This window comes from Haloplanus salinarum, from assembly GCF_009762275.1.
Taxonomy (GTDB): domain Archaea; phylum Halobacteriota; class Halobacteria; order Halobacteriales; family Haloferacaceae; genus Haloplanus; species Haloplanus salinarum.
In genome coordinates this window covers 168737-186731 of the sequence record NZ_CP034345.1, presented here as the reverse complement: position 1 = coordinate 186731, position 17995 = coordinate 168737, and the positions used below count along the sequence as shown (strand labels likewise).

Genomic DNA, 17995 nt, shown 5'->3' with positions numbered 1-17995 from the left:
GACGACACCGGGAGAGCTGTTCCTTGAGGCGTGTTCTCGACCGAAGGAACGCCGCCCTCAAGACAACGTGGCGTGAAGTAGTGGGATGGATCACGACCGAATTCACGCGCGCCGACCGGCCCACGACCCCGGTCGGTGGTCGACGGGGACTGTCGAGTCGATCACGGACCGCGACGGTCACTGCATCGTGACCGTCGAAACCGAGGGGGGGGCGGGACCGAACTCGTTGTCACGGCCGCGATCCGTGAGCTCGTTCTCTCACGGATGGATATCGGCGAGGGAGAGTCGGCCGTCGGCGAACGGATCTGGTATCGGGAGCGTGGTGGGTGAGCGGGGTCAGTAGGCCACCAGATTGATACACGGTTTCCGATCGCCGTGCCCCGTGTGCTCAGCCTGAGTCCGGTCCGTCTGCGGGTCGCGTATACCAGAGCGCCCAGAGGATCAACACGCCTTGCAGAGGGAGCCGGCCCCAGCGCACGAAACCGGACGGGTCGCCACCCCCCGGCATCCCTTCGACCACGACACCGTGGGTCGCCATGTAGACGTTCGCCGGAAAGATGGCGACGAGTAACGCGACTGCCGTCCACGCCGCGTACCGTCGCGTCCGGGGAAGCAGTACCCCGATCCCGACACCGACCTCGGCAAGGCCGGAAAGATACACGAGAGCGAGCCGTGCGGGAAATACCGGGGGAACGATCTGGACGTACAGCTCCGGCACCACGAAATGTAACGCTCCCGCGGCGACGTACATCGGCCCCATCAGATAGAGGAGCGGGCGTTTGACCCGCTGTAGAATCCCGATCACCGGTCGGGGATAGCGCTCGGGCGGTGAAGTAGCTTCTTCATCGGCGCGGCTCACCTCGGGGCTCCCGTCACGCACCCCATCGGGGAGACGGTGGTCACTCATCCAAAGTTGCGCGTGCGGTCCGATCGGGCCGATACGGGATGCTTACCGCCCGGCGCGCGAGTCCGGGACCGGAGCCAGCGGTCCCTCCGTCGCGGACCCGGTCAGCGGCCCATCACGGAGTCGGTCCGGCGTCCACGTCGTCCCGTCGCGGCGATAGGAGACGGTGCCGTCGGCGTCGGTCGCCGATACCGTATGGGTCTTTCACGTTCGCGGCCGGCCTGCACAGACAGGTGAAGGGTGTATCTGATTGGAGAACGACGCGTGATCTACGACAACAGTTGCCACAAACTCGGTGAACCGGCTGAGCATCGTCTCGACGTTGGTCGACGCCATCGGGTGCCATCGCAGTGGGTGTCGGCCCCCGAGCGGGCCGGTCTAGGGCTCGTGATCGGCGCTGCAGTCGTCGCGCTCGCGATTCGCTACCCGGTGCCCTCCTCACCCCTGCGTGACGGGGCGCCAGCGGACCTTCACCCGTCCTCCCCGTGTTGAGACGGTTGGCTGCATCACGAGATTGTGCGATTCGTGCAAAAATCTTTTAATATCTCAGCGCATACTGTAGACGATTACAATGCCGGATTCGATGTCTGAGCAGCTCCGTCGCGATATGGAGTGTGAGGGCCTCCTGGAGTGCTTTCACGGGCTCAAAGAGCTCGACAGGGAGTGCTTCCGGGTGCTCGTCGAGGCTGAAGAACCACTGACCGTCGACGAGATGGCCGATGCCGTCGAGCGGGAGCGATCAACCGCGTACCGAGCCGTACAGCGGCTACTCCAGACGGGCTTCATCGAAAAGGACCAGATCAACTACGATCAGGGTGGGTACTACCACGTCTACTCGCCGACGGATCCGTCGCAGATCGCAGACGACATGCAGCGGATGCTCAACGACTGGTACGCGAAGATGGGCCAACTCATCCAGGAGTTCGAGAACAAATACGAGGGGTCAGAAACTGCGACCACGGCCGTCGAAGGCTAACGCCCTCCTCTCCACGTTGGCTCCACTACTCCCGGCGGTGTGGTGAGCTTTCGTGGGACGGAGTCGCGACGGATGTCCGACGTGGCCGACCGTGTCCATAGTAAACACTGCTCGATCGGCGCTGATGTGTCCCTACCGTCGATTGCAACCGGCACTGCATCCATCTTTCGCGTGCCTCGAGCGAGGTCTTTCGACGTCTACACCAAGATAGCTAAACCAACGTGTCACCTATCACGAAACGTGAGCGGACCCACGCCAACCGATTCGTCCCGACGGCAGTTCGTGCTGGGCACGGTGACGATAGCCGCCACCGGCCTCGCGGGCTGTCTGGGCTCGTCGGATCGTCCGGAACCGGTCGCGCTGACCGAGCGGATGAGCTGTGACCAGTGTGGGATGGTTATCACTCAGCAGCCGGGCCCGTCCGGTCAGACCTACTACCAGGACAACAGCCCCGAGGGTCACGACCCACCGGCTCGGTTCTGTAGCACGGTGTGTGCCTACCGTCACCGGTTCGCGACGGGCAACCGGGGCTGGACGCCACAGGTGACGTATCTCACCGACTACGCCACCGTCGACTACTCCGTTCGGGAGGAAGGCGGTGCACGGGTCATCTCGGCACATTTGGCCGCCGAGAACTTCGCCGTGACGGAAGCGCTCGAGGTGGTGATCGGATCGGGAATCGAGGGTGCGATGGGCCCGGCCATCGTGCCCTTCGGCACCACCAGCGCAGCCGAAGAGTTCGTGTCGACGTACGGCGGCGAAATCATCGCTGCCGAGGACATCTCCAGCGAACTCGTCGCCCAGCAGTGATCGTCGTTCCCAGAGTCTGGGAAGTGCCGAGACGATATTGTAGACGTAAAACATTACCACTCGTATGAGCGACGTCCGCCGCCAAGTGCGCGAGCACGTTCGGACGAACCCCGGAGTCCACTTCAACAAACTCGCCCGAACCCTCGACATCGCGACCGGTCAGGCGCAGTACCACCTCCGGCGGCTCATCCGGCGGGACGAGGTCGTGGCCGAGCGGATCCGGGGTCGGACCCACTACTTCGAACCGGAGTACGACGCTTGGGAGCGACGGGTCCTCGCGCTCTATCGGCGCGAGACGGCACGCGAGATCATCACGCTCCTCCTCGACGAGGGAACACTCTCGGCGACCGCGATCGCCGAACGGCTGGATCTCGCCCGCAGCACCGTCTCTTGGCACATCGACACGCTAGTGGACGCCGGCATCATCGACCGATGGTACGGCGAGCGCGGGCAGGTCGAGGTGACGCTCGCTCGGCCCGAGGAGACGGTTCGGTTGTTGGAGGCGGTCGCGCCGTCGCTCGCGGACACACTCGTCGACCGCTTCATGCGGCTGGTCGACGGTGGTCACCCCAGTGCCTAGGCCCGACGGGAACGGACTGCGAGTGTCGCGACCAGCAGCGAGGCGCCGGTCCACGCGACGAGGCCGGCAGCCGCGACGGGTATCGACACGAAGCCGGTTCGTCCCGAGAACGCGACGTACAGCACCGTCTCGAACACCAACCCCCGGTACGCGCTCGCGGGCGATAGCCCGAGCAAGATGTCCAGCCCCACGCCGACCCCGCCGGTCATCGCCTGCAGGACGGTCACGTCGGCACCGACGACCACGACCAGCAAGCCGACGAGCGAGAGCAGTATCGCTCGCCGCCGGGAGTCCGCAAGCGCCGAGACGGCGACGGCGATGGCGAGCGTCGTGAGCGTGAACGCCGCCGTGAGGGCTATGAACCGGACGAACAGGAGCGGCGAGTCGATGCCCCGGTGTGTGGCGAACACCGTCGTCGCTGGACCGGCCGACAGCGCCACGGCGACACCGAGGAGGGCGAGGGGGACGAGGACGACCGTTAGCAACACGACCGCGCGCCCGGCGTAGACACCGATCACGTACGCCCACGGTGGGAGCGGGTAGGTGGCGAGGACGTCGAGCGTCCCACGGACGGCGTCGTCGGTGATGGCGCGGTAGCCGACGGCGAAGGCCACCGCAGGGACGAGCACCTCCACGACCAGCAACACGTCGACGGTCGTCGGTACGTAGCCGGCAGCGGGCCCGTTGCCGGCCCGTGCGAGGGCGAAGAGGACCAGCGTCAGCGCGAGCGTGAGGAGGAGATACGTTCGGCTCCGGACGGCACCACGCACCTCGCGGGCGAAGACAGCCCAGAACCCGTCGCCCGGTCCCCTCATCGCGTCTCCCCCGTGTGGATCCCCACGCTATCGTCGGCCTGGACGAGACTCGTGAACGTCTCGTGGAGTGGGCCACCCGTCCGCTCGCGTAACGCCGCCGGCGTGTCGGCCGCGACGGCCTCACCTCGGTCGAGGACGACGATCCGATCCGCCGAGCGCTCGACCAACGGGAGGTCGTGGGAGGTGACGACGACCGAGTGGCCGTCCTCGGCCAGCCGGTCGAGGATGTCGAACACCCGTTGGCTCATGCCGGGATCCAGTCCGCTCGCCGGTTCGTCGAGCGCGAGGACGGGCGGGTCGCCGGCCAGCGCCTGTGCGATGCCGAGCAGACGCGTCATGCCGCCTGAGAGGGCCTCGACCCGGCGATCCGGCACCCGATCGAGCCCGACGCGGTCGAGCAGTTCGTCCGGATCGTCGTCGACCAGACGCGCGTAGAACCCGATCGTTTCGCGGGTGGTGAAGCCGGGACGGAAGGTCGGCTCCTGTGGAAGGTAGCCGAGCGGGCGTGCCGCGTCCGGCCCGTCGTAGCTCACCTCGCCGTCGCTCGGGGCGAGGAGGCCGGACAGGATCCGCAGGAGCGTGGTCTTCCCCGAGCCGTTCGGACCGATCAGGGCCACGACGCTCCCCGCCGGAACCTCGATAGAGACGCCGGCGAGCGCGGTAACGTCGCCGAACGTGCGGCTCACGTCCGTCCCGCGCAGGTACGTCTCCGTCACGCCGAACCCTCCACGCGCGTCTCGTTGCGCGCCGCCGCGAGGCGGTCCGGATTCGACGGACGTGCCAGCGGCGAGAGATCGATGATACTGGCCCTGCGAAGGCCGGGGGTCGTCCCGCGGAACGCCCGCAGGCCGCGGACGGTGGGCGCGGCGCTCAGCGTCACCGCCGCGTCGGTTCGGTGGAACCGGCGGTCGAGGTCGTCCGTCGGCGAGTAGGCCCGCTCGAGGGTCGGCGATCCGGGATCCCCGGACAGGTCGTAGGCCCCCTCCCAGTAGTTGCCACGGCCGTCCTCGGTGTAGATCCGGAGCGGGCCGGGGCCGGCGGTGGCGTGGCGGTCGTTCCCGACGAAGTCGTTGGCGACGACCCGGTTCGAGGGGACGACCGACGAGGCGGCGAAGCCGACCCGATTCTCGTAGAGGACGTTGTGCTCGTAGGCCGTCTGGGTGGCGTACGACACCAGTCCGCGGTCGGTGTCGACGACCACGTTGCGAGCGACGTAGCTCCCCGACCCGCCGACGAAGATGCCACCCGTGGCGTGGCGGACGTCGTTGCCGACGATGGCGTTCGCCGTCGGGCGCGTCATGACGACGACGCCGCTGCCCCGCTGTCCGCGTGCGACGTTGTCCGCGATCAGCGTCTCGGAGGTGTACATGAGGTGGACGCCGAACCGCTGGTCGAGGAAGGTGTTGTTCCGCACGACGGTGCCCTCGGCGCGGTGGAGGTAGACGCCGTCGCGCCCGCCCTCGACGTACGAGTTCTGCACGACGACGGCCTCGTTCATCGCGATGACGCCCATGAAGCCGTCGAGCCACTCGTCGGTACCGTACACTCGCAGATCGTCCACGACGGCACCGGGTGCCCGCCGGAGCAACACCCCGTTAGCCGGGGTGTTCATCGTCACGTCGTGGACGTAGAGCCCGGAGACGTTGTGGGCGGCGATCCCGGCGTCGCCGCCGCCGTACCCCTGCTGGATCGATTCGTCCCAGTCGCCGCTCTCGGACGCGTTCTCGGCACGCGTCGCGTTGCCGACGCCGCGTATCGTGAGTCCCGTCACCGCCACGTCGTCCGCCCGAACCTCGATCACCGTCCCGGTACCGCCGCCGTCGAGCGTCGCGTTCTCGCCACGGAGGGTGACCGGCTTGTCGACCGTGACGCGTTCGGCGTAGGTCCCCGACGGCACGACGACGGTCGTGTTCGGCGGTGCGGCGGTCACCGCCTGCTGGACGGTCGGTGCGTCGCGGCCGACCACGACCGACGTCTCGCGGTCGAGGAGGGATTCGGCGTCGCTTGCGCGTCGGTCCGCTCGCGTCCGGCGGTCGTCGAGGCTCGATTCCACGCCGGCGGCGCTGGGAACCGCGGGCGGGTCGCGGCGGAGTTCCGCCCAGTCGACGACCCGGCCGCCACAGTCGTCGGCGAAGGCCGACGCGTCGTCCGCCGCGGAGAAGGGGACGACGACCGACTCGCCGGCGAGACTCGCGCGGCTCCCGACGACGAACTGGGCGTCGGTCACTGACACCCAGTCGGGGTTGGTGGCGGACGTGAGCGTGCCGTTCTCACACCGTGGCGAGCGCCCGGCGTAGTCGGAGGCGTAGACGGCGAGTGGATACCCGAACTGCTGTTCGCGCCCGGGTTCGTCGAGCGCCGACACCGCCCCTGCGACGCCCGCGTACCCGACCACGTACCGATACTGCGAGTAGAAGACCTCGACGCGTGGGATGGAAGCGCCACGGTGCTGCGACGCCTGTTCGGTTTCGGCGGTGACGCCGAGTTTCACCGTGTCCGCGAACGGCACCGGATCGGGGCGCGTCGATCCCAGATCGACGGCGAACGCACCGACCGCCGTCGTGATCAACAGGAGTGAACACGCTCCCGCCACGAGCTGATATCTCCGTGTGGCCCCGTCACTCATCGTTGCGTCGTAGTCGGGGGCCGTATTTACCTCGTCTGGTGTGGGCCTCTAGTTCCGCCTCCCGATACCCTGCCATCCCACTGCCGCCCTCGTCACCGAGGCTGGAAGGGTCGACGGGGACACGGGGATGTCTTCGAGGACCGAACCAGATGCCTCAAGCGGTCGTGCCCGTAACGGTGGGATATGCACCGACGGACGTTTCTTCGGTCGACCGGCGCAGCGGGCGCAGTCGGCGGACTCGCCGGGTGTCTCGGGGCAGTCGGCTTGGGCGACTCGAACCCCGATGTCGTCCTCGAGGAACCCGACCGGCAGTTCGAGAGCGGCGACGTTCCGTATCCCGCGTGGGGCCAACGGGTTCCGGACGTGACGCTCCCTGCCCCGATCGAATCCCGGGAAGTTCGCCTCCGAGACGTCGAGACCCCGTCACTCCTGACGTTCTTCTACAGTCACTGCCGGACCGTCTGTCCCGTGCTCATCTCGACACAGCGGAACGTCCAAGCCCACGCGCTGAACAACGGGTACGGTGACGCCGTTTCGTTCTTCCCGGTGACGTTCGATCCCGCCCGTGACACCGCAGAACGCCTCCAAACGTACGCCGAGGAGATGAACGTCGACCCCGCCGAGGAGAACTGGCACTTTCTCCGGCCGGCCTCGAAGGACCGAGCGAAGGCCGTCGTCCAGGAGGAGTTCGGGGTCGCCTTCCAGCGAACCGAACCCGAGGACATGGACAGCTACATGTTCACTCACGCGGCACTGACGCTGCTCGTCAACGCCGACGGGTTCGTCGAGCGCGCGTATCGCTCGAAATCGCCGGACGAGGAGACCATCATCGCCGACCTGAAAGCGGTGAGAGGCGCGTGAACCGTCGGCAGACGGTCGCCGCGATGGCCGCAGGACTCGGGCTCACTGGCGGGAGTCTCTGGGTCTCACAGCGCGGTATCCCGGGGGGACGGTCCCGGAGTGGAGGGCGACTGCCGATCCGCGTAGAGACCCTAGACGCACACGGGTCGACGGCGGGAGAGGCGCTCGTGCCGACACCGGGAACCGTGACCGTCGTCGACCTCTTCGCCACGTGGTGTGCCCCGTGTGACGACCAACTCGAGGTACTGAACGCGATCCGTCCCGAATACGACGAGGTGTCGTTCGTGTCCGTCACGAACGAACGTCCGAGCGAGACGCTGACGAGGGCGGACATCGCCGAGTGGTGGAATCGCAACGGCGGCGCCTGGACCGTCGGTTTGGATCCGGGGAGTGAACTGTTGAGTGCGTTCGGGGCGAGCGGACTCCCCTACATCGCCATCGTCGACGGGGACGGAACCCGCCGGTTCGGTCACAGCGGGCTCGCCGGCGCGGACACGCTGCGAGACCACCTCGACGGACTGGTGGAATGATCGAACCGGGAGCCGTTGCGGCGCTGGCCTTCGCCGCGAGCGCGGGCGTCGCGACGTTTTTCGCCCCCTGTGCCTTCCCGCTCCTGCCGGGCTACGTGGGGTACTATCTGAGCGAGAACGACGGGGAGACGGGGATGGTCGCCCCCGCCGTCGCCGCTGCCGGGGGTGCGCTCGGTGCGTTCGCCGTCCTCACCGTGCTGGTCCTAGCGGTCGGCCGGCCGGTGAAGACCGCACTCCCGATGCTCGAACCGGTCGTCGGCGTCGGGCTGATAGCGTTCGGCATCCTGACGCTCCTGAATCGAGGGCCGGCGTTCCACGTCCCGCTTCCCGAACGACCGGCGTCAGTAACCGGGTTCGGCGTGTTCGGCGCCGTGTACGCCGTCGCCGCGGCGGGCTGTGTGGTGCCACTACTGTTCGGCGTGCTGACCCAGGCGCTGGCACTGCCGGTCCACTCCAGTGTCCTCGTCCTGGCGGTGTACGCGCTCGGGGTGGCGCTCCCGCTCGTCGGGGTGACGCTGCTCGCCGGCGCCGGAATCGACTTCTGGAGCTCCGCCGGCAGGTACTCGGGACGGGTGCGACGGTTCGCGGCCGGTGTGATGATCCTAGCGGGGAGCGGACAGATATACCTCGCAGTGTTCGAACTCGGCGTGGGATGACCGGCGTCGAGACGACGGCGACGGATGCGACGCCGCGGGAGGCGGACGTTCCGTTCCCGTTCGTGGTCGCGCTGCGGCCGGAGGCGCCGACGACCGCGACTAGTCGGCGAACAGCGCGACGGTTTCCCGCTCGAACGTCTCGCCGGTCCACCGCCACGACCCCAGATAGGGGTAGCCGTCGAACGCACAGATGGCGTAGGAGTAGCCGGGCCACGTCGCGCGGTCGACGTCCGTCCGGCTCGGCTGGACCGGGCCGGCGGGGTGGCTGTGATAGAACCCGACGACCGCCATCCCGTCCGCTTCCACCCGCTCGATGATCTCGAACTGCTCTTCGGGATCCATCGCGTACCGGACCTGTGGCTCGTCGGCGACGTTCGTCGCCCGGTGTACCTCGCGAACGACGCTTTCGGTGTCGCCGTGCTCGCCGGCGAGGACGCCACAGACCTCCTCGTCGCCGCCGTCGTAGCCCTGATGGACGATGTCGTCGTAGGCACTCCGCGATAGCCGGAGGACGGACCCGGTCACGTCACCCGTCACGTTCGAGTTCGTACTCCCAGGCGTCGTAGCCACCTTTCATGCTGCGAACCGAGCCGGCGTCGTCGACGTCCTCGTAGCTCCCGATGAGTCGTGCGGCCTGGATCGACGACTGGCCGATCGGACAGGCCACGACGACGTCGTCCGCCCAGTCGATCTCGTCGATCCGACTCGGGAGTTCGCCCATCGGCACGTTGATCGCGCCGGGAATGTGGCCGGCCGCGAACTCGCGGGGCCCGCGGATGTCGACGATCTGCGGGCTGTCACCCGACTCCAACCGGTCGTGAAGCTCCTCGGGTGTGACTTCCTCGACCATGGTTATCGCGTGTGACGGCCGATCCGATAGCGCCCGTTCCCGCGCTTCCGAACGGTGCCGTCCGCGAGGTCGGCGACGGCCGTCGGGACCGTCTCCGTGCTCGGGACGCGATCGACGTCCCGTACCGGCAGGTCGCCCGAGGTCGGCCCCTCGATCGCCGCCCCCGACCCGACCCGCGGACGCGGGCAGACCGCGACGGTCACGCTTCGCCCCCCGGTAGTCGACTCGGAGCGCTCCCCAGCCGTCCCCTCGCCGCGTGGGTCCGGCGGGTCGACGACGTCCGTACGGCTGCGCCTGGCATACCCCCACGAACGCGTCCTGTGGGCATACCCGTTACGAACGTCGCAGACCTCTCCTCTATCTCGGACACCGGTTCCCGTTCGACCCCGTCCGGCATCGTTCTCGGCCGGTGGCCCGTCGGGGGTCAACCGCGGTCAGGCGAGCGCGTTCGCCGAGGGCGTCGGTTCGCCACGAAGCTGGACGAACGCGTCCGCGAGGATTCCGTACATCAGGACGACGAGTACCGAATTGACGGCGAGCGACGCGAGCTGTCCGACCGACGGTGAGACGAAGGAGAACAGTGACCCGACGAGACCGCCGATGCCGCCGAGGACGCCGAACAGGACGACCAGGGCGAGCAACCGCCAGCGGTTACCGCTCGCCAGCGCCCAACTCCGACGGAGCGCGTCGATCGGGCCGGAATCCTCGACGGCGACGGCGAACAGCGCGAACTGGAGACTCACCGTGAGAAACAGACCGGGGACGAACAGGAGCGCGAACCCGAGCGGGATCGCCACGGCGAGAACCACACTGACGACGAGCGCGGAGAGGAACGCGGGGGCGATGCGGCGGGTGAACAGCCCACCGGGAAGCGTGGCGAGCGCGGAGAGATCACGCGACAGCAACCGCGCGGTCACGAGGAACACGCCGACACCGAGCAACAGCGCCAGGACCCCCAGCGCGGCCGCGACGTCGGTCGAGAGCGGGAGCGTGAATCCGATCGTCACGTCACCGGGCTGAACGCTCGGCGGGAGTTGGTCCACGACGAGGGTGTTCAGCGATCCGACGAAGACGATCTGATACCCGATCGTCAGTACGAGCGCGACGATACCACTGATCGAGAGTGCGCGTCGGGCACCACGCCCGACCGCTTGACCCAATCGGAGCGCCATACGACGCCCTTCGAACACCCGACGTGTGAAACCCGAATCAGCGTTGCTCGCTCGGAAATCACTGGAGGGCCGTCGGTCGTCCATCGAAGCGAGTTGCACTCGGGGAAACAGTGAGCCACATTGAACGGGGTCGGGAAACATCGACGTTCATGCCCATCTCAGAGACCGAGTGGGACGACGGCGCCCGGGCGGACGACGCGTCGGAGGTGGGGACCACCCCCGTCGGCGAGTTCGAGGACGAGACGGAGTTGATCGTCGCCTTCCTCTCGGAAAACGTCGACAACGCGTACACGAAAACGGAGATCGTTCGTGGCGTCGACTTCGGCAACGACGCCCGCCCGGAGACGATCCGCGAAGTCCTGACCGAGATTCAGGACGAACTGGTCGACGTCGTCGGCGATATCGTCGCGAGTGGGATGCTCGTCGACGACGTCGACGGGGCGCTCGACGAACTCGTCGCCGAGGGGATGGTCGCGACGAAGGACGTCGAAACGGGCAACGGGACGACGACGTACTACCGGCTCAACACCGACGAAGCTCGGGAATGATACCGCCACGAACGCGTGCCGACCGATCGGACGCCGAATCCGCACGGATCGAGTCCCAGTGTCCGGTCTCCCGCAGAACGGCACTCCGGTCACTCGGTGTCCTCCTCGCCGGCGGTACTGCCGGCTGTATCGGGGGATCCGGGCCGTCGTCCGACCGGATCCGGTGGCGCAAACGGATCCGCGGTCAGCCCCTCCTCGACGACGGGACGCTCTACATGATGGGGCGACTGACGCTTCACGCACTGTCCGCGACCGACGGGAGCAAACGGTGGACGACCGAATACAGCGAGGGCGACTTCGACCAGCGGCTCTGTCTCCGCAGCGACATCGCCGTCGACGGCCGGCGGGTCTACGTTCCGGGTTGTGACGGCCTCCGGGCCCTCCGGCGGTCCGACGGCGAGCGGAGCTGGTTCGTCGACGCGCCGCTCAGGCAGGGTGTCGGCGTCGGCGACGGGCGGGTGTACGCGAACGCCGAGGACCTGCTCGCCGTCGACGCCGAGGCCGGCGACGTCGTCTGGCGCGCGGACACTGGTGGTGACCGCCTGACGAGGCCGGCCGCGACGGCCGATGGGGTCGTCTTCACCAACCGCGTCGACGGAGTCGTGACGGCGTTCGACGTCGATGGCGAGCGACGGTGGCGGTATCGGACCGACACCGAGACCCGGGGTCCAACGGTCGCCGGCGACACCGTCTACGTGGCCACGTCGACCGAGCCGGGACTGGCGGGACGGCTGCTCGCCCTGAACCGTGCGGACGGCGCCGTTCGGTGGGCGGTCGAGACACCGTCGCCCAAACGCGGGACGCGTCCGGTCGTCGACGGCGACACGGTGTATCTCGGCTGTAGCGGGCGGGAGCACGGAACCCTCGTCGCACTCGATCGCTCGGACGGCGCCGAACGGTGGTCGTTCACGGACGAGAACAGCACCGTCTACGAACCCGCCGTGACCGACCGGATGGTGTACGCCGGATCGAACGACAACCACGTCTACGCGTTCTCCCGGGACGGCGAGCTGCGGTGGCAAGTCGAGACGGACAGCGTCGTCGGATCGGTCGTCGCGGGGGAAGAGCTCCTCTATGCGGCGAACAACGAGCGGCTCTTCGCCATCGATCGGTCGTGATCGTCCCGTCGACGACCGCTCCCGAGGAGGTGCACCAGCGCGCTCTCCGTGACCGACACGTTCGTGCTCGGCGGCTTCACCGCCTACGTCCTGTTCGACGGGAACGAATCGGACGGGATCACTTCCTACGAGGGGGACCGTCGGAACACGACCATCGGACGAACGATCCTCCGATCCGACCACCGACAGCCACGGAGCAGTGCTCAGCGAGACCGAAGCGAAGGCAAACGAACAGGAGACGCCGGTACGACACAGCCGTTGACTCGGCCTCCGGGCGCCGAAGTGGGGGTCGACACGCTCGGGGGAACGCTCCCGTTCGTGAGCGACGACGGCACGACCGTGGAGAGCCGACCCCCGGATCCGGACTGATGGGGGGACGGGCGGGGACCACCGTACGGGCGTTTCCGAGTCCGAAGCAGCGACCGGAGGTATATTTCCACCGTGGGCATAGCGACAACGGAACAGCTCGACCTATGGAGGCCTTCGCACTGTCGTGTCGGGACGGGCCCCGACGGAACGACGGTCGCCGGCGACGGGACGTGGTGCTCGCTACCCATCGATCGCACGGTGACCTGACGCGTGACCGGAACCCATCCGAGTGAGCACGCATGGAGCTCCTGTCGACACTCGGGACGGTCAGTCTCAAGGCCGTGGCGACTGCCCTGTTGGGTCGGACGCTGTGGCGAACCGCCCAGTCACGGGAGCAACCGAGTGCGGAGCCGTTCATGGCCCTGCTCGGCACCCTGACGCTGTGGGCAGGGTTCGCGCTCGGGGACGAACTGTCGCCTCTCGTCCCCGGCGACGTCGTCTCGACGGTCTGTTCGCTCGGTCAGTTGGGCGCAGCCATGCTCGTTCCGGGGATCTGGACCGTGTACGCGCTCGGGTACACGGGCCGGGGGACGGGGTTGACGAAGCGCCGGATCGCGCTGTTTCTCGGAATCGCGTTCCCCGTGGTCATGTCCGGCGTCGCCATCGCCACCACGAACTCGGAGACGGCGATGGTGCGTCAGTTGGCCCCGCTGATCGGATTCGAGGTATTCTATCTGTTCGGACTGTTCGTCTACGGCACCTACCTGCTGGTCCGTTTCGGCGGCGACCATCCCCGTGTCTCCAACACACAGGTCGCCGTCGTAACGGGCGGCGTCGCTGCACCGTACCTGATCAGTCTCGACACGTTCGAGACCGTGTGGAACGCCACCGGGACGGGGGGCGGGACGAGTGTCGGCCTGCTGGTCTCCGGCGTGCTCTTGACGGTGGCCGTCCGTCGTTATCCGGTCACGACCGGCTTCCCGAAGGCCGATCACGTCGCTCGAACGCGCGTCTTCGAAACCCTCCGAGAGTCGGTGGTCGTCCTCGACTGGAACGACCACGTACTCGACGTGAACGAAGCCACGATCGATCTGTTCGACACGTCGGCCGAGGCCGTGATCGGGGAACCGATCCGGACGCTCTCCGAAGGGCTCGACGGCCCCGATTTCTCGGCCGGTGCCACCGGAACCGTGTGGCTGCGGACCTCGAAGGGTCGACGACAGTTCCAGTTCGGCGTCTCCGCGGTCACCGACACCTCGTCGGATCGGGACGCGCCCGTCGCCAGGACGGTCCTCCTCCGCGACGTGACCGACCAGCAGACCCGACAGCAACGGCTCTCGGTCCTCAACCGGATCCTCAGACACAACGTCCGGAACGATCTGGACACGGTACTCGCACACACCAACCGGATCGACGACGAGGACGTACGCGAGACGCTCAGAACGACCGTGAACGGGACGCTACGGCTCAGCACGAAGGCCAGGGAGGCCGAGGACGTGATGACCGCCGTCACCGACACGCCGGAACCCGTCGATATCGCGGACGTCGCGTCGTCCGTCGCCGAGGCGTTCCGTTCGCGCGACGATTCGAACGACGTGTCGGTCGTGGTGGACGACGAACCGCAGGTCGTCTCCCACCGAACCGTGCTGCGGCGGGTCCTCCTCGAACTGGTCGAGAACGGACTCGAGCACGCCGAAACCGAGTCGCCACGCGTCGAAATCCGCGTCCAGCGTGGGTCCGATGGGATCCCCGAGGTCGTGGTGGCCGACCGTGGACCCGGCCTCCCGGAGCGCGAACGGGAGATCTTGGCCGCCGGGACGGAGAGCCAACTCAGACACGGGCAGGGTATCGGGCTCTGGTTCGTCCACTGGGCAGTCACGCAGCTTGGCGGTGAACTCACCTTCGACCGGAACGAGCCGACAGGCAGCGTGATCACGGTGCGACTGTACGACGGCGCGGATGACCGGAGCTAGCGTCGAGACGCGAACCGCCGATCATAAAGGGGATGCCGTTGCTCGCGTAGTGAGCCGCTCCGAGGAGGCCGTCGTGATACACGAAGCGAACGGGTGTGCCGCGACCGGCTCGGTCCGGGGAAACGGTACAGCGGGACCACGAGCTATCGACCGACTGGGGTTCGGAGCGTGATCGGTTCGGGTGTCCCGGAACGGAGACGTGGCACTCAAGACGGCGCCCGGCGAACGCGAACGCAGTGACGCAGGATCTCGTCTCGGCCCTGTTCGGCGACCCGTTCGCAGTGGTGAACACGACCGGGTTGGTCGCGTTCGCGCTCGTCGGCTCGGCAAAGGCGATCCGCGAGGAGTTCGACCTGTTCGGGGTCGTAGTCGTCGGACTGGCGACGGCCTTCGTCGGCGGCGTCACGCGCGACCTCCTGGTGAACCGGGTGCCGCTCGCGCTCCAGTCGCCGGTCGAGATCGGTCTGGGACTACTCGGGGTCGGACTGGCCGTGGTGTTGAGCCTCCGCCTGCGGGCCCCGGACGAGCACACCCTCATCGTCGTCTCGGACGCCGTCGGGCTCGGGGCGTTCGCCACCACCGGTGCCATCGTCGCGAGCGACGTCGGGACCTCGGCGTTCGGCGTCGTCGCCATCGCGACGGTCAACGCCGTCGGCGGCGGCGCGTTCGCGGACATCCTCCTCGATCGGTCCCCGTTCATCCTGTTCGACGACTTCTACGCGAGCTGTGCGGTGTTGGGCGGCTGTTCGTACTGGCTCGTAGCGGGTGCCGGCGTGATCGACGGCGGGGCCGCCCTCGCGTGTGCGACGGTGACCGTGGCGGTCCGGCTGGTCGCGGTCACGCGGGACTGGCAGGTGCCGACGGTCGGGGACCTGCGGAACACGGACGAGTGACGGGACACGGATCCGTTCGGGGGGAGTCGACGCGGACGTGACCGGACGGGAGTCCGAACCACCGGCGGATCGGGAACCGATCCCCATCGTTTAACCCCTCCGGCGTCCGATAGCCTACGATGTCAACAGCGCAGCCGACCGTCCTCCTGGTCGACGACGAGGCGGACATCGTCGACGTCTACGCTCTCGCGTTCTCCGAGGACTACGACGTCCTGAAAGCCCACGACGGCGAGGAAGCCCTGGAGAAGGTGAGCGACGCGGACGTGGTCCTGCTCGACCGTCGGATGCCGGGACTCTCCGGGCGGGAGGTACTCGCGGCGATCAGGGAACGGGGGTTCGACGTTCGCGTCGCGATGGTGACGGCCGTCGACCCCGATTTCGACATCGCGGAGATGCCCTTCGACGCCTACCTGACAAAACCCGTGGGGGAGGCGGAACTCCGGGAGACCGTCGACGGTCTGCTGACGCTCACCGACTACGACGAACAGGTGCGCGAGCGGTTCGCCATCGCGGAGAAGATGGCGGCCCTGGAGACGGAGAAGGCGGGCGCCGAACTCGCCGAGAGCGAGGAGTACCAGCGGCTGGCCGAGCGAGCGGCGGAACTGGACGCCGAGACCTCGGAGACGGTCGGCGAGATGGATCCGGAGACCTTCGAACAGGCGCTCACGGGGATCACGGAACTAGAGGACGAGTGAACGGCCGCCGAGCGGTGCGGTCGGCGCGGGATCAGGCGTACTTCGCCACGACGTTCAGGATCTCGTCGAGTTCGTCGCCGTCGAGCGAGTAGCGGCCGTGGGCGAACACCGACCGGAGTTCGTCGCGGTCGTACGGGAGGAGGTCCGCGATCTTGAACGCCGCCACCTCGTCGACCTGTTCGAGTTCGAGGAGGTTCTCGACGAGTTCGCGGGACTCCTCGGCGTCGAGGACGGCGAAGGTGTTGGCGTGCTCGATGGCCCGCGCGAGTTCGTATCGCATCTCGCGGTCGACGTCCGCCGCGCGCTCCGCCTCGACTTCGGCGAGGACGTCCTTGACCTCCGAGACGGTGACGAACTCCTCGTCGAGTTGCTCTTTGAAGATAGTCATCGGGCGACTCTACTGCTGGGCCTTGAGGTGGGCCGGTCGTGCGATGACCGTCTTGTCCTTGCCGCCGTCGTTGATCTCGACTTTGAACGCGCTTCCCTGCGTCCCGACGACTGTTCCGGTGTGCCCGTTGAAGCGGGGGTGGAACCGACCCTCGGAGACGCTCGGGTCGAGTTTGAGGTGGACTTTCTGACCGACGTCGTACTCCTGAATCGCGCGCTGAGGGGGGGACGCACCGCGGTCCCGCGGGTCGTTCGAGAGCTTACCGCGCGTCCCGTTCAGCGGACCGTTTGAACTCGGCATTGTCGTGAAGATGAATACTGCGGTGGCGATTATAAATGGTGCGTTCCGCGGCTCAGATGCGGCCGACGTTCTCGACGGAGACGCTCTCGACGCCGTCGACGCCGGAGAACGACTCCTCGGCGGCCTCCGTCCCGCCCGCGTCGTCCGGAACGATCACGGTGGGCAGGAGCGCGACGAGGCCGAACGCGACTTCGTCGCGCTCGAAGCCGTTGATCTTCGCGCCCTCCGGGAGCGACGCCTCGAGTCGCTCCTGCAGGTCGTCGAGGTCGATGTCGGGACTCTCCGGCATGACCTTGATCTTGGCGGCGACCTTGCCCATGCTTACGGCCCCCTGAACCCGCAGTCCGGGCACTCGTAGAGGTTGCTCTGTTTGCGACATTTCGCACAGCGGTAGATCTGCTGTCCGCAGTCCGGGCATTTGAACGAGGCGGCACTCATCCCGGAGATGTTGATGCCACAGGAGACACATTGACGCTCCTGCTTTCCTTCCGTCTGGCTCATACAGTGACGAACCCGCTCGCGGGTTTTAATCGTTGTCTTTCGGGTTTCGAGGCGCGAGGGCTTCGGGGCCGGTGCCGGCGGTCGCTCACCCGGGTGCCCTGAACGCCTTGAGTCGGAACCGCAACACGACCGTTTCGACGGCGGCGGGATCCCCCTCCCACGTGACGAGCACCTCCGTCAGTCGGTAGGCACCGACGGGAATCGTCCGGGTGTCGAGCGTCGCCCGCCACCCCGGTCCCTCGACCGTCCGCTCGTCGACCCGTTCGCCCCCGAGCCCCTCCAGGTATCCGACCGCCTGTGGCACCGAGAGCCCGCGAAATCCCCGGGTGACGCGGAGCCGGTCGCCGGTTTCCGACCGCTCGATCGGCGGAATCGCGTCGAGTGCTGCCTGTCGTTTCCGGTCGGCCCGTGTCAGTGTCAGTGTACTCATCGGCGCTCACCCACGTGTTCCTTCGACCTGTGAAGACGTATACATGAGAGCCGATTCCCC

The 17995-nt window shown here is 67.5% G+C and carries 25 protein-coding genes and 1 pseudogene; 13 read left to right on the top strand and 13 right to left on the bottom strand.

Annotation, left to right across the window (positions count from 1 at the left end):
• Nucleotides 1–85 precede the first annotated feature (85 nt).
• Nucleotides 86–330: pseudogene (locus EI982_RS18620) on the top strand (DUF7861 family protein).
• A 58-nt stretch (nucleotides 331–388) separates the two neighbouring features.
• Here EI982_RS18620 and EI982_RS02230 read toward each other — a convergent pair.
• Entirely contained in the window at nucleotides 389–760 is a 372-nt protein-coding gene (locus tag EI982_RS02230) for a DoxX family protein (RefSeq protein WP_157691042.1), read from the bottom strand.
• A 715-nt stretch (nucleotides 761–1475) separates the two neighbouring features.
• Here EI982_RS02230 and EI982_RS02225 point away from each other — a divergent pair.
• The 3 genes from EI982_RS02225 (at nucleotide 1476) to EI982_RS02215 (ending at nucleotide 3270) form a co-directional block, all read left to right on the top strand.
• Nucleotides 1476–1880 (top strand): helix-turn-helix domain-containing protein, encoded by a 405-nt coding sequence (locus EI982_RS02225; protein ID WP_157687941.1) that lies wholly within the window; start codon nucleotides 1476–1478, stop codon nucleotides 1878–1880.
• A gap of 240 nt (nucleotides 1881–2120) precedes the next feature.
• Nucleotides 2121–2690, top strand: a complete 570-nt coding sequence (locus tag EI982_RS02220) for a nitrous oxide reductase accessory protein NosL (RefSeq protein ID WP_199243695.1) — start codon at nucleotides 2121–2123, stop codon at nucleotides 2688–2690.
• Nucleotides 2691–2754: 64 nt separating this feature from the next.
• Nucleotides 2755–3270, top strand: coding sequence for a winged helix-turn-helix transcriptional regulator (locus tag EI982_RS02215; RefSeq protein ID WP_157687939.1), 516 nt, complete (start codon nucleotides 2755–2757; stop codon nucleotides 3268–3270).
• On the opposite strand, the gene EI982_RS02210 is transcribed toward EI982_RS02215, so the two are convergent.
• The 3 genes from EI982_RS02210 to EI982_RS02200 are packed head-to-tail and all read right to left on the bottom strand — an operon-like array spanning nucleotide 3267 to nucleotide 6711.
• The gene (locus EI982_RS02210; RefSeq protein ID WP_157687938.1) at nucleotides 3267–4085 is read right to left on the bottom strand and encodes an ABC transporter permease subunit; all 819 of its coding nucleotides are present in this window, start codon (nucleotides 4083–4085) and stop codon (nucleotides 3267–3269) included. The two genes, EI982_RS02215 and EI982_RS02210, sit on opposite strands and share 4 nt — an antisense overlap.
• A complete protein-coding gene (locus tag EI982_RS02205; protein ID WP_157687937.1) occupies nucleotides 4082–4801 on the bottom strand; it encodes an ABC transporter ATP-binding protein in 720 nt (239 codons plus the stop codon). The genes EI982_RS02210 and EI982_RS02205 overlap by 4 nt, the downstream gene beginning before the upstream one ends.
• Nucleotides 4798–6711, bottom strand: a complete 1914-nt coding sequence (locus EI982_RS02200) for a right-handed parallel beta-helix repeat-containing protein (protein ID WP_157687936.1) — start codon at nucleotides 6709–6711, stop codon at nucleotides 4798–4800. Before EI982_RS02200 ends, EI982_RS02205 begins: the two co-directional genes overlap by 4 nt.
• Nucleotides 6712–6894: 183 nt before the next feature.
• Here EI982_RS02200 and EI982_RS02195 point away from each other — a divergent pair, with 183 nt between their 5' ends.
• From EI982_RS02195 to EI982_RS02185, 3 genes are read left to right on the top strand one after another with little or no spacing between them, the layout of a single operon-like run.
• Complete coding sequence (locus EI982_RS02195) at nucleotides 6895–7572, top strand: SCO family protein (protein ID WP_157687935.1); 678 nt, start codon at nucleotides 6895–6897, stop codon at nucleotides 7570–7572.
• Nucleotides 7569–8102 (top strand): TlpA family protein disulfide reductase, encoded by a 534-nt coding sequence (locus EI982_RS02190; protein ID WP_157687934.1) that lies wholly within the window; start codon nucleotides 7569–7571, stop codon nucleotides 8100–8102. Before EI982_RS02195 ends, EI982_RS02190 begins: the two co-directional genes overlap by 4 nt.
• On the top strand, nucleotides 8099–8758 hold the full coding sequence (locus tag EI982_RS02185; protein ID WP_157687933.1) for a cytochrome c biogenesis protein CcdA: 660 nt from the start codon (nucleotides 8099–8101) through the stop codon (nucleotides 8756–8758). The genes EI982_RS02190 and EI982_RS02185 overlap by 4 nt, the downstream gene beginning before the upstream one ends.
• Nucleotides 8759–8857: 99 nt before the next feature.
• Here the strand turns inward: EI982_RS02185 and EI982_RS02180 are convergent, their stop codons facing one another.
• The 4 genes from EI982_RS02180 to EI982_RS02165 form a co-directional block, all read right to left on the bottom strand.
• Nucleotides 8858–9283 (bottom strand): desampylase, encoded by a 426-nt coding sequence (locus EI982_RS02180; RefSeq protein ID WP_157687932.1) that lies wholly within the window; start codon nucleotides 9281–9283, stop codon nucleotides 8858–8860.
• Nucleotide 9284: 1 nt separating this feature from the next.
• Entirely contained in the window at nucleotides 9285–9608 is a 324-nt protein-coding gene (locus EI982_RS02175; protein ID WP_157687931.1) for a rhodanese-like domain-containing protein, read from the bottom strand.
• Between the two features lie 2 nt (nucleotides 9609–9610).
• Nucleotides 9611–9811: a hypothetical protein gene (locus tag EI982_RS02170; protein ID WP_157687930.1), complete on the bottom strand. Its 201-nt coding sequence runs from the start codon at nucleotides 9809–9811 to the stop codon at nucleotides 9611–9613.
• Between the two features lie 231 nt (nucleotides 9812–10042).
• Nucleotides 10043–10780: a DUF7847 domain-containing protein gene (locus EI982_RS02165; RefSeq protein WP_157687929.1), complete on the bottom strand. Its 738-nt coding sequence runs from the start codon at nucleotides 10778–10780 to the stop codon at nucleotides 10043–10045.
• Between the two features lie 149 nt (nucleotides 10781–10929).
• Between EI982_RS02165 and EI982_RS02160 the strand changes: the two genes are divergently transcribed.
• The 6 genes from EI982_RS02160 to EI982_RS02135 all read left to right on the top strand — a co-directional run bounded on the left by EI982_RS02160 (nucleotide 10930) and on the right by EI982_RS02135 (nucleotide 16316).
• Nucleotides 10930–11328 carry a hypothetical protein gene (locus EI982_RS02160; RefSeq protein WP_157687928.1) on the top strand — a complete coding sequence of 133 codons (399 nt, stop codon included), beginning with the start codon at nucleotides 10930–10932 and terminating at the stop codon, nucleotides 11326–11328.
• A complete protein-coding gene (locus EI982_RS02155; protein ID WP_157687927.1) occupies nucleotides 11325–12446 on the top strand; it encodes a BamB-related PQQ repeat family beta-propellar protein in 1122 nt (373 codons plus the stop codon). The genes EI982_RS02160 and EI982_RS02155 overlap by 4 nt, the downstream gene beginning before the upstream one ends.
• Nucleotides 12447–12494: 48 nt before the next feature.
• On the top strand, nucleotides 12495–12815 hold the full coding sequence (locus EI982_RS02150; RefSeq protein WP_157687926.1) for a hypothetical protein: 321 nt from the start codon (nucleotides 12495–12497) through the stop codon (nucleotides 12813–12815).
• Nucleotides 12816–13054: 239 nt separating this feature from the next.
• Nucleotides 13055–14728 carry a sensor histidine kinase gene (locus EI982_RS02145; RefSeq protein WP_157687925.1) on the top strand — a complete coding sequence of 558 codons (1674 nt, stop codon included), beginning with the start codon at nucleotides 13055–13057 and terminating at the stop codon, nucleotides 14726–14728.
• Between the two features lie 236 nt (nucleotides 14729–14964).
• On the top strand, nucleotides 14965–15621 hold the full coding sequence (locus EI982_RS02140; RefSeq protein WP_157687924.1) for a trimeric intracellular cation channel family protein: 657 nt from the start codon (nucleotides 14965–14967) through the stop codon (nucleotides 15619–15621).
• A gap of 119 nt (nucleotides 15622–15740) precedes the next feature.
• A complete protein-coding gene (locus EI982_RS02135; protein ID WP_157687923.1) occupies nucleotides 15741–16316 on the top strand; it encodes a HalX domain-containing protein in 576 nt (191 codons plus the stop codon).
• Nucleotides 16317–16347: 31 nt separating this feature from the next.
• Here the strand turns inward: EI982_RS02135 and EI982_RS02130 are convergent, their stop codons facing one another.
• The 5 genes from EI982_RS02130 to EI982_RS02110 form a co-directional block, all read right to left on the bottom strand.
• Complete coding sequence (locus tag EI982_RS02130) at nucleotides 16348–16704, bottom strand: RNA polymerase Rpb4 family protein (RefSeq protein WP_157687922.1); 357 nt, start codon at nucleotides 16702–16704, stop codon at nucleotides 16348–16350.
• 9 nt (nucleotides 16705–16713) lie between these two features.
• On the bottom strand, nucleotides 16714–17004 hold the full coding sequence (locus EI982_RS02125; protein ID WP_157687921.1) for a 50S ribosomal protein L21e: 291 nt from the start codon (nucleotides 17002–17004) through the stop codon (nucleotides 16714–16716).
• Between the two features lie 52 nt (nucleotides 17005–17056).
• Nucleotides 17057–17323 (bottom strand): elongation factor 1-beta, encoded by a 267-nt coding sequence (locus EI982_RS02120; RefSeq protein ID WP_157687920.1) that lies wholly within the window; start codon nucleotides 17321–17323, stop codon nucleotides 17057–17059.
• 2 nt (nucleotides 17324–17325) lie between these two features.
• Complete coding sequence (locus EI982_RS02115) at nucleotides 17326–17505, bottom strand: HVO_2753 family zinc finger protein (protein ID WP_157687919.1); 180 nt, start codon at nucleotides 17503–17505, stop codon at nucleotides 17326–17328.
• An 85-nt stretch (nucleotides 17506–17590) separates the two neighbouring features.
• Nucleotides 17591–17935: a MoaD-like domain-containing protein gene (locus EI982_RS02110; RefSeq protein WP_233255267.1), complete on the bottom strand. Its 345-nt coding sequence runs from the start codon at nucleotides 17933–17935 to the stop codon at nucleotides 17591–17593.
• Nucleotides 17936–17995 lie beyond the last annotated feature (60 nt).

Bases quoted from the DNA above. Each gene is read 5' to 3' on its own strand.
- EI982_RS02120 (WP_157687920.1), bottom strand. From the start codon at position 17,323: ATGGGCAAGGTCGCCGCCAAGATCAAGGTCATGCCGGAGAGTCCCGAC.
- EI982_RS02225 (WP_157687941.1), top strand. From the start codon at position 1,476: ATGCCGGATTCGATGTCTGAGCAGCTCCGTCGCGATATGGAGTGTGAG.
- EI982_RS02215 (WP_157687939.1), top strand. From the start codon at position 2,755: ATGAGCGACGTCCGCCGCCAAGTGCGCGAGCACGTTCGGACGAACCCC.
- EI982_RS02185 (WP_157687933.1), top strand. From the start codon at position 8,099: ATGATCGAACCGGGAGCCGTTGCGGCGCTGGCCTTCGCCGCGAGCGCG.
- EI982_RS02130 (WP_157687922.1), bottom strand. From the start codon at position 16,704: ATGACTATCTTCAAAGAGCAACTCGACGAGGAGTTCGTCACCGTCTCG.
- EI982_RS02145 (WP_157687925.1), top strand. From the start codon at position 13,055: ATGGAGCTCCTGTCGACACTCGGGACGGTCAGTCTCAAGGCCGTGGCG.
- EI982_RS02135 (WP_157687923.1), top strand. From the start codon at position 15,741: ATGTCAACAGCGCAGCCGACCGTCCTCCTGGTCGACGACGAGGCGGAC.
- EI982_RS02115 (WP_157687919.1), bottom strand. From the start codon at position 17,505: ATGAGCCAGACGGAAGGAAAGCAGGAGCGTCAATGTGTCTCCTGTGGC.
- EI982_RS02110 (WP_233255267.1), bottom strand. From the start codon at position 17,935: ATGAGTACACTGACACTGACACGGGCCGACCGGAAACGACAGGCAGCA.
- EI982_RS02230 (WP_157691042.1), bottom strand. From the start codon at position 760: ATGGGGCCGATGTACGTCGCCGCGGGAGCGTTACATTTCGTGGTGCCG.
- EI982_RS02160 (WP_157687928.1), top strand. From the start codon at position 10,930: ATGCCCATCTCAGAGACCGAGTGGGACGACGGCGCCCGGGCGGACGAC.
- EI982_RS02195 (WP_157687935.1), top strand. From the start codon at position 6,895: ATGCACCGACGGACGTTTCTTCGGTCGACCGGCGCAGCGGGCGCAGTC.
- EI982_RS02210 (WP_157687938.1), bottom strand. From the start codon at position 4,085: ATGAGGGGACCGGGCGACGGGTTCTGGGCTGTCTTCGCCCGCGAGGTG.
- EI982_RS02155 (WP_157687927.1), top strand. From the start codon at position 11,325: ATGATACCGCCACGAACGCGTGCCGACCGATCGGACGCCGAATCCGCA.
- EI982_RS02175 (WP_157687931.1), bottom strand. From the start codon at position 9,608: ATGGTCGAGGAAGTCACACCCGAGGAGCTTCACGACCGGTTGGAGTCG.
- EI982_RS02125 (WP_157687921.1), bottom strand. From the start codon at position 17,004: ATGCCGAGTTCAAACGGTCCGCTGAACGGGACGCGCGGTAAGCTCTCG.
- EI982_RS02200 (WP_157687936.1), bottom strand. From the start codon at position 6,711: ATGAGTGACGGGGCCACACGGAGATATCAGCTCGTGGCGGGAGCGTGT.
- EI982_RS02165 (WP_157687929.1), bottom strand. From the start codon at position 10,780: ATGGCGCTCCGATTGGGTCAAGCGGTCGGGCGTGGTGCCCGACGCGCA.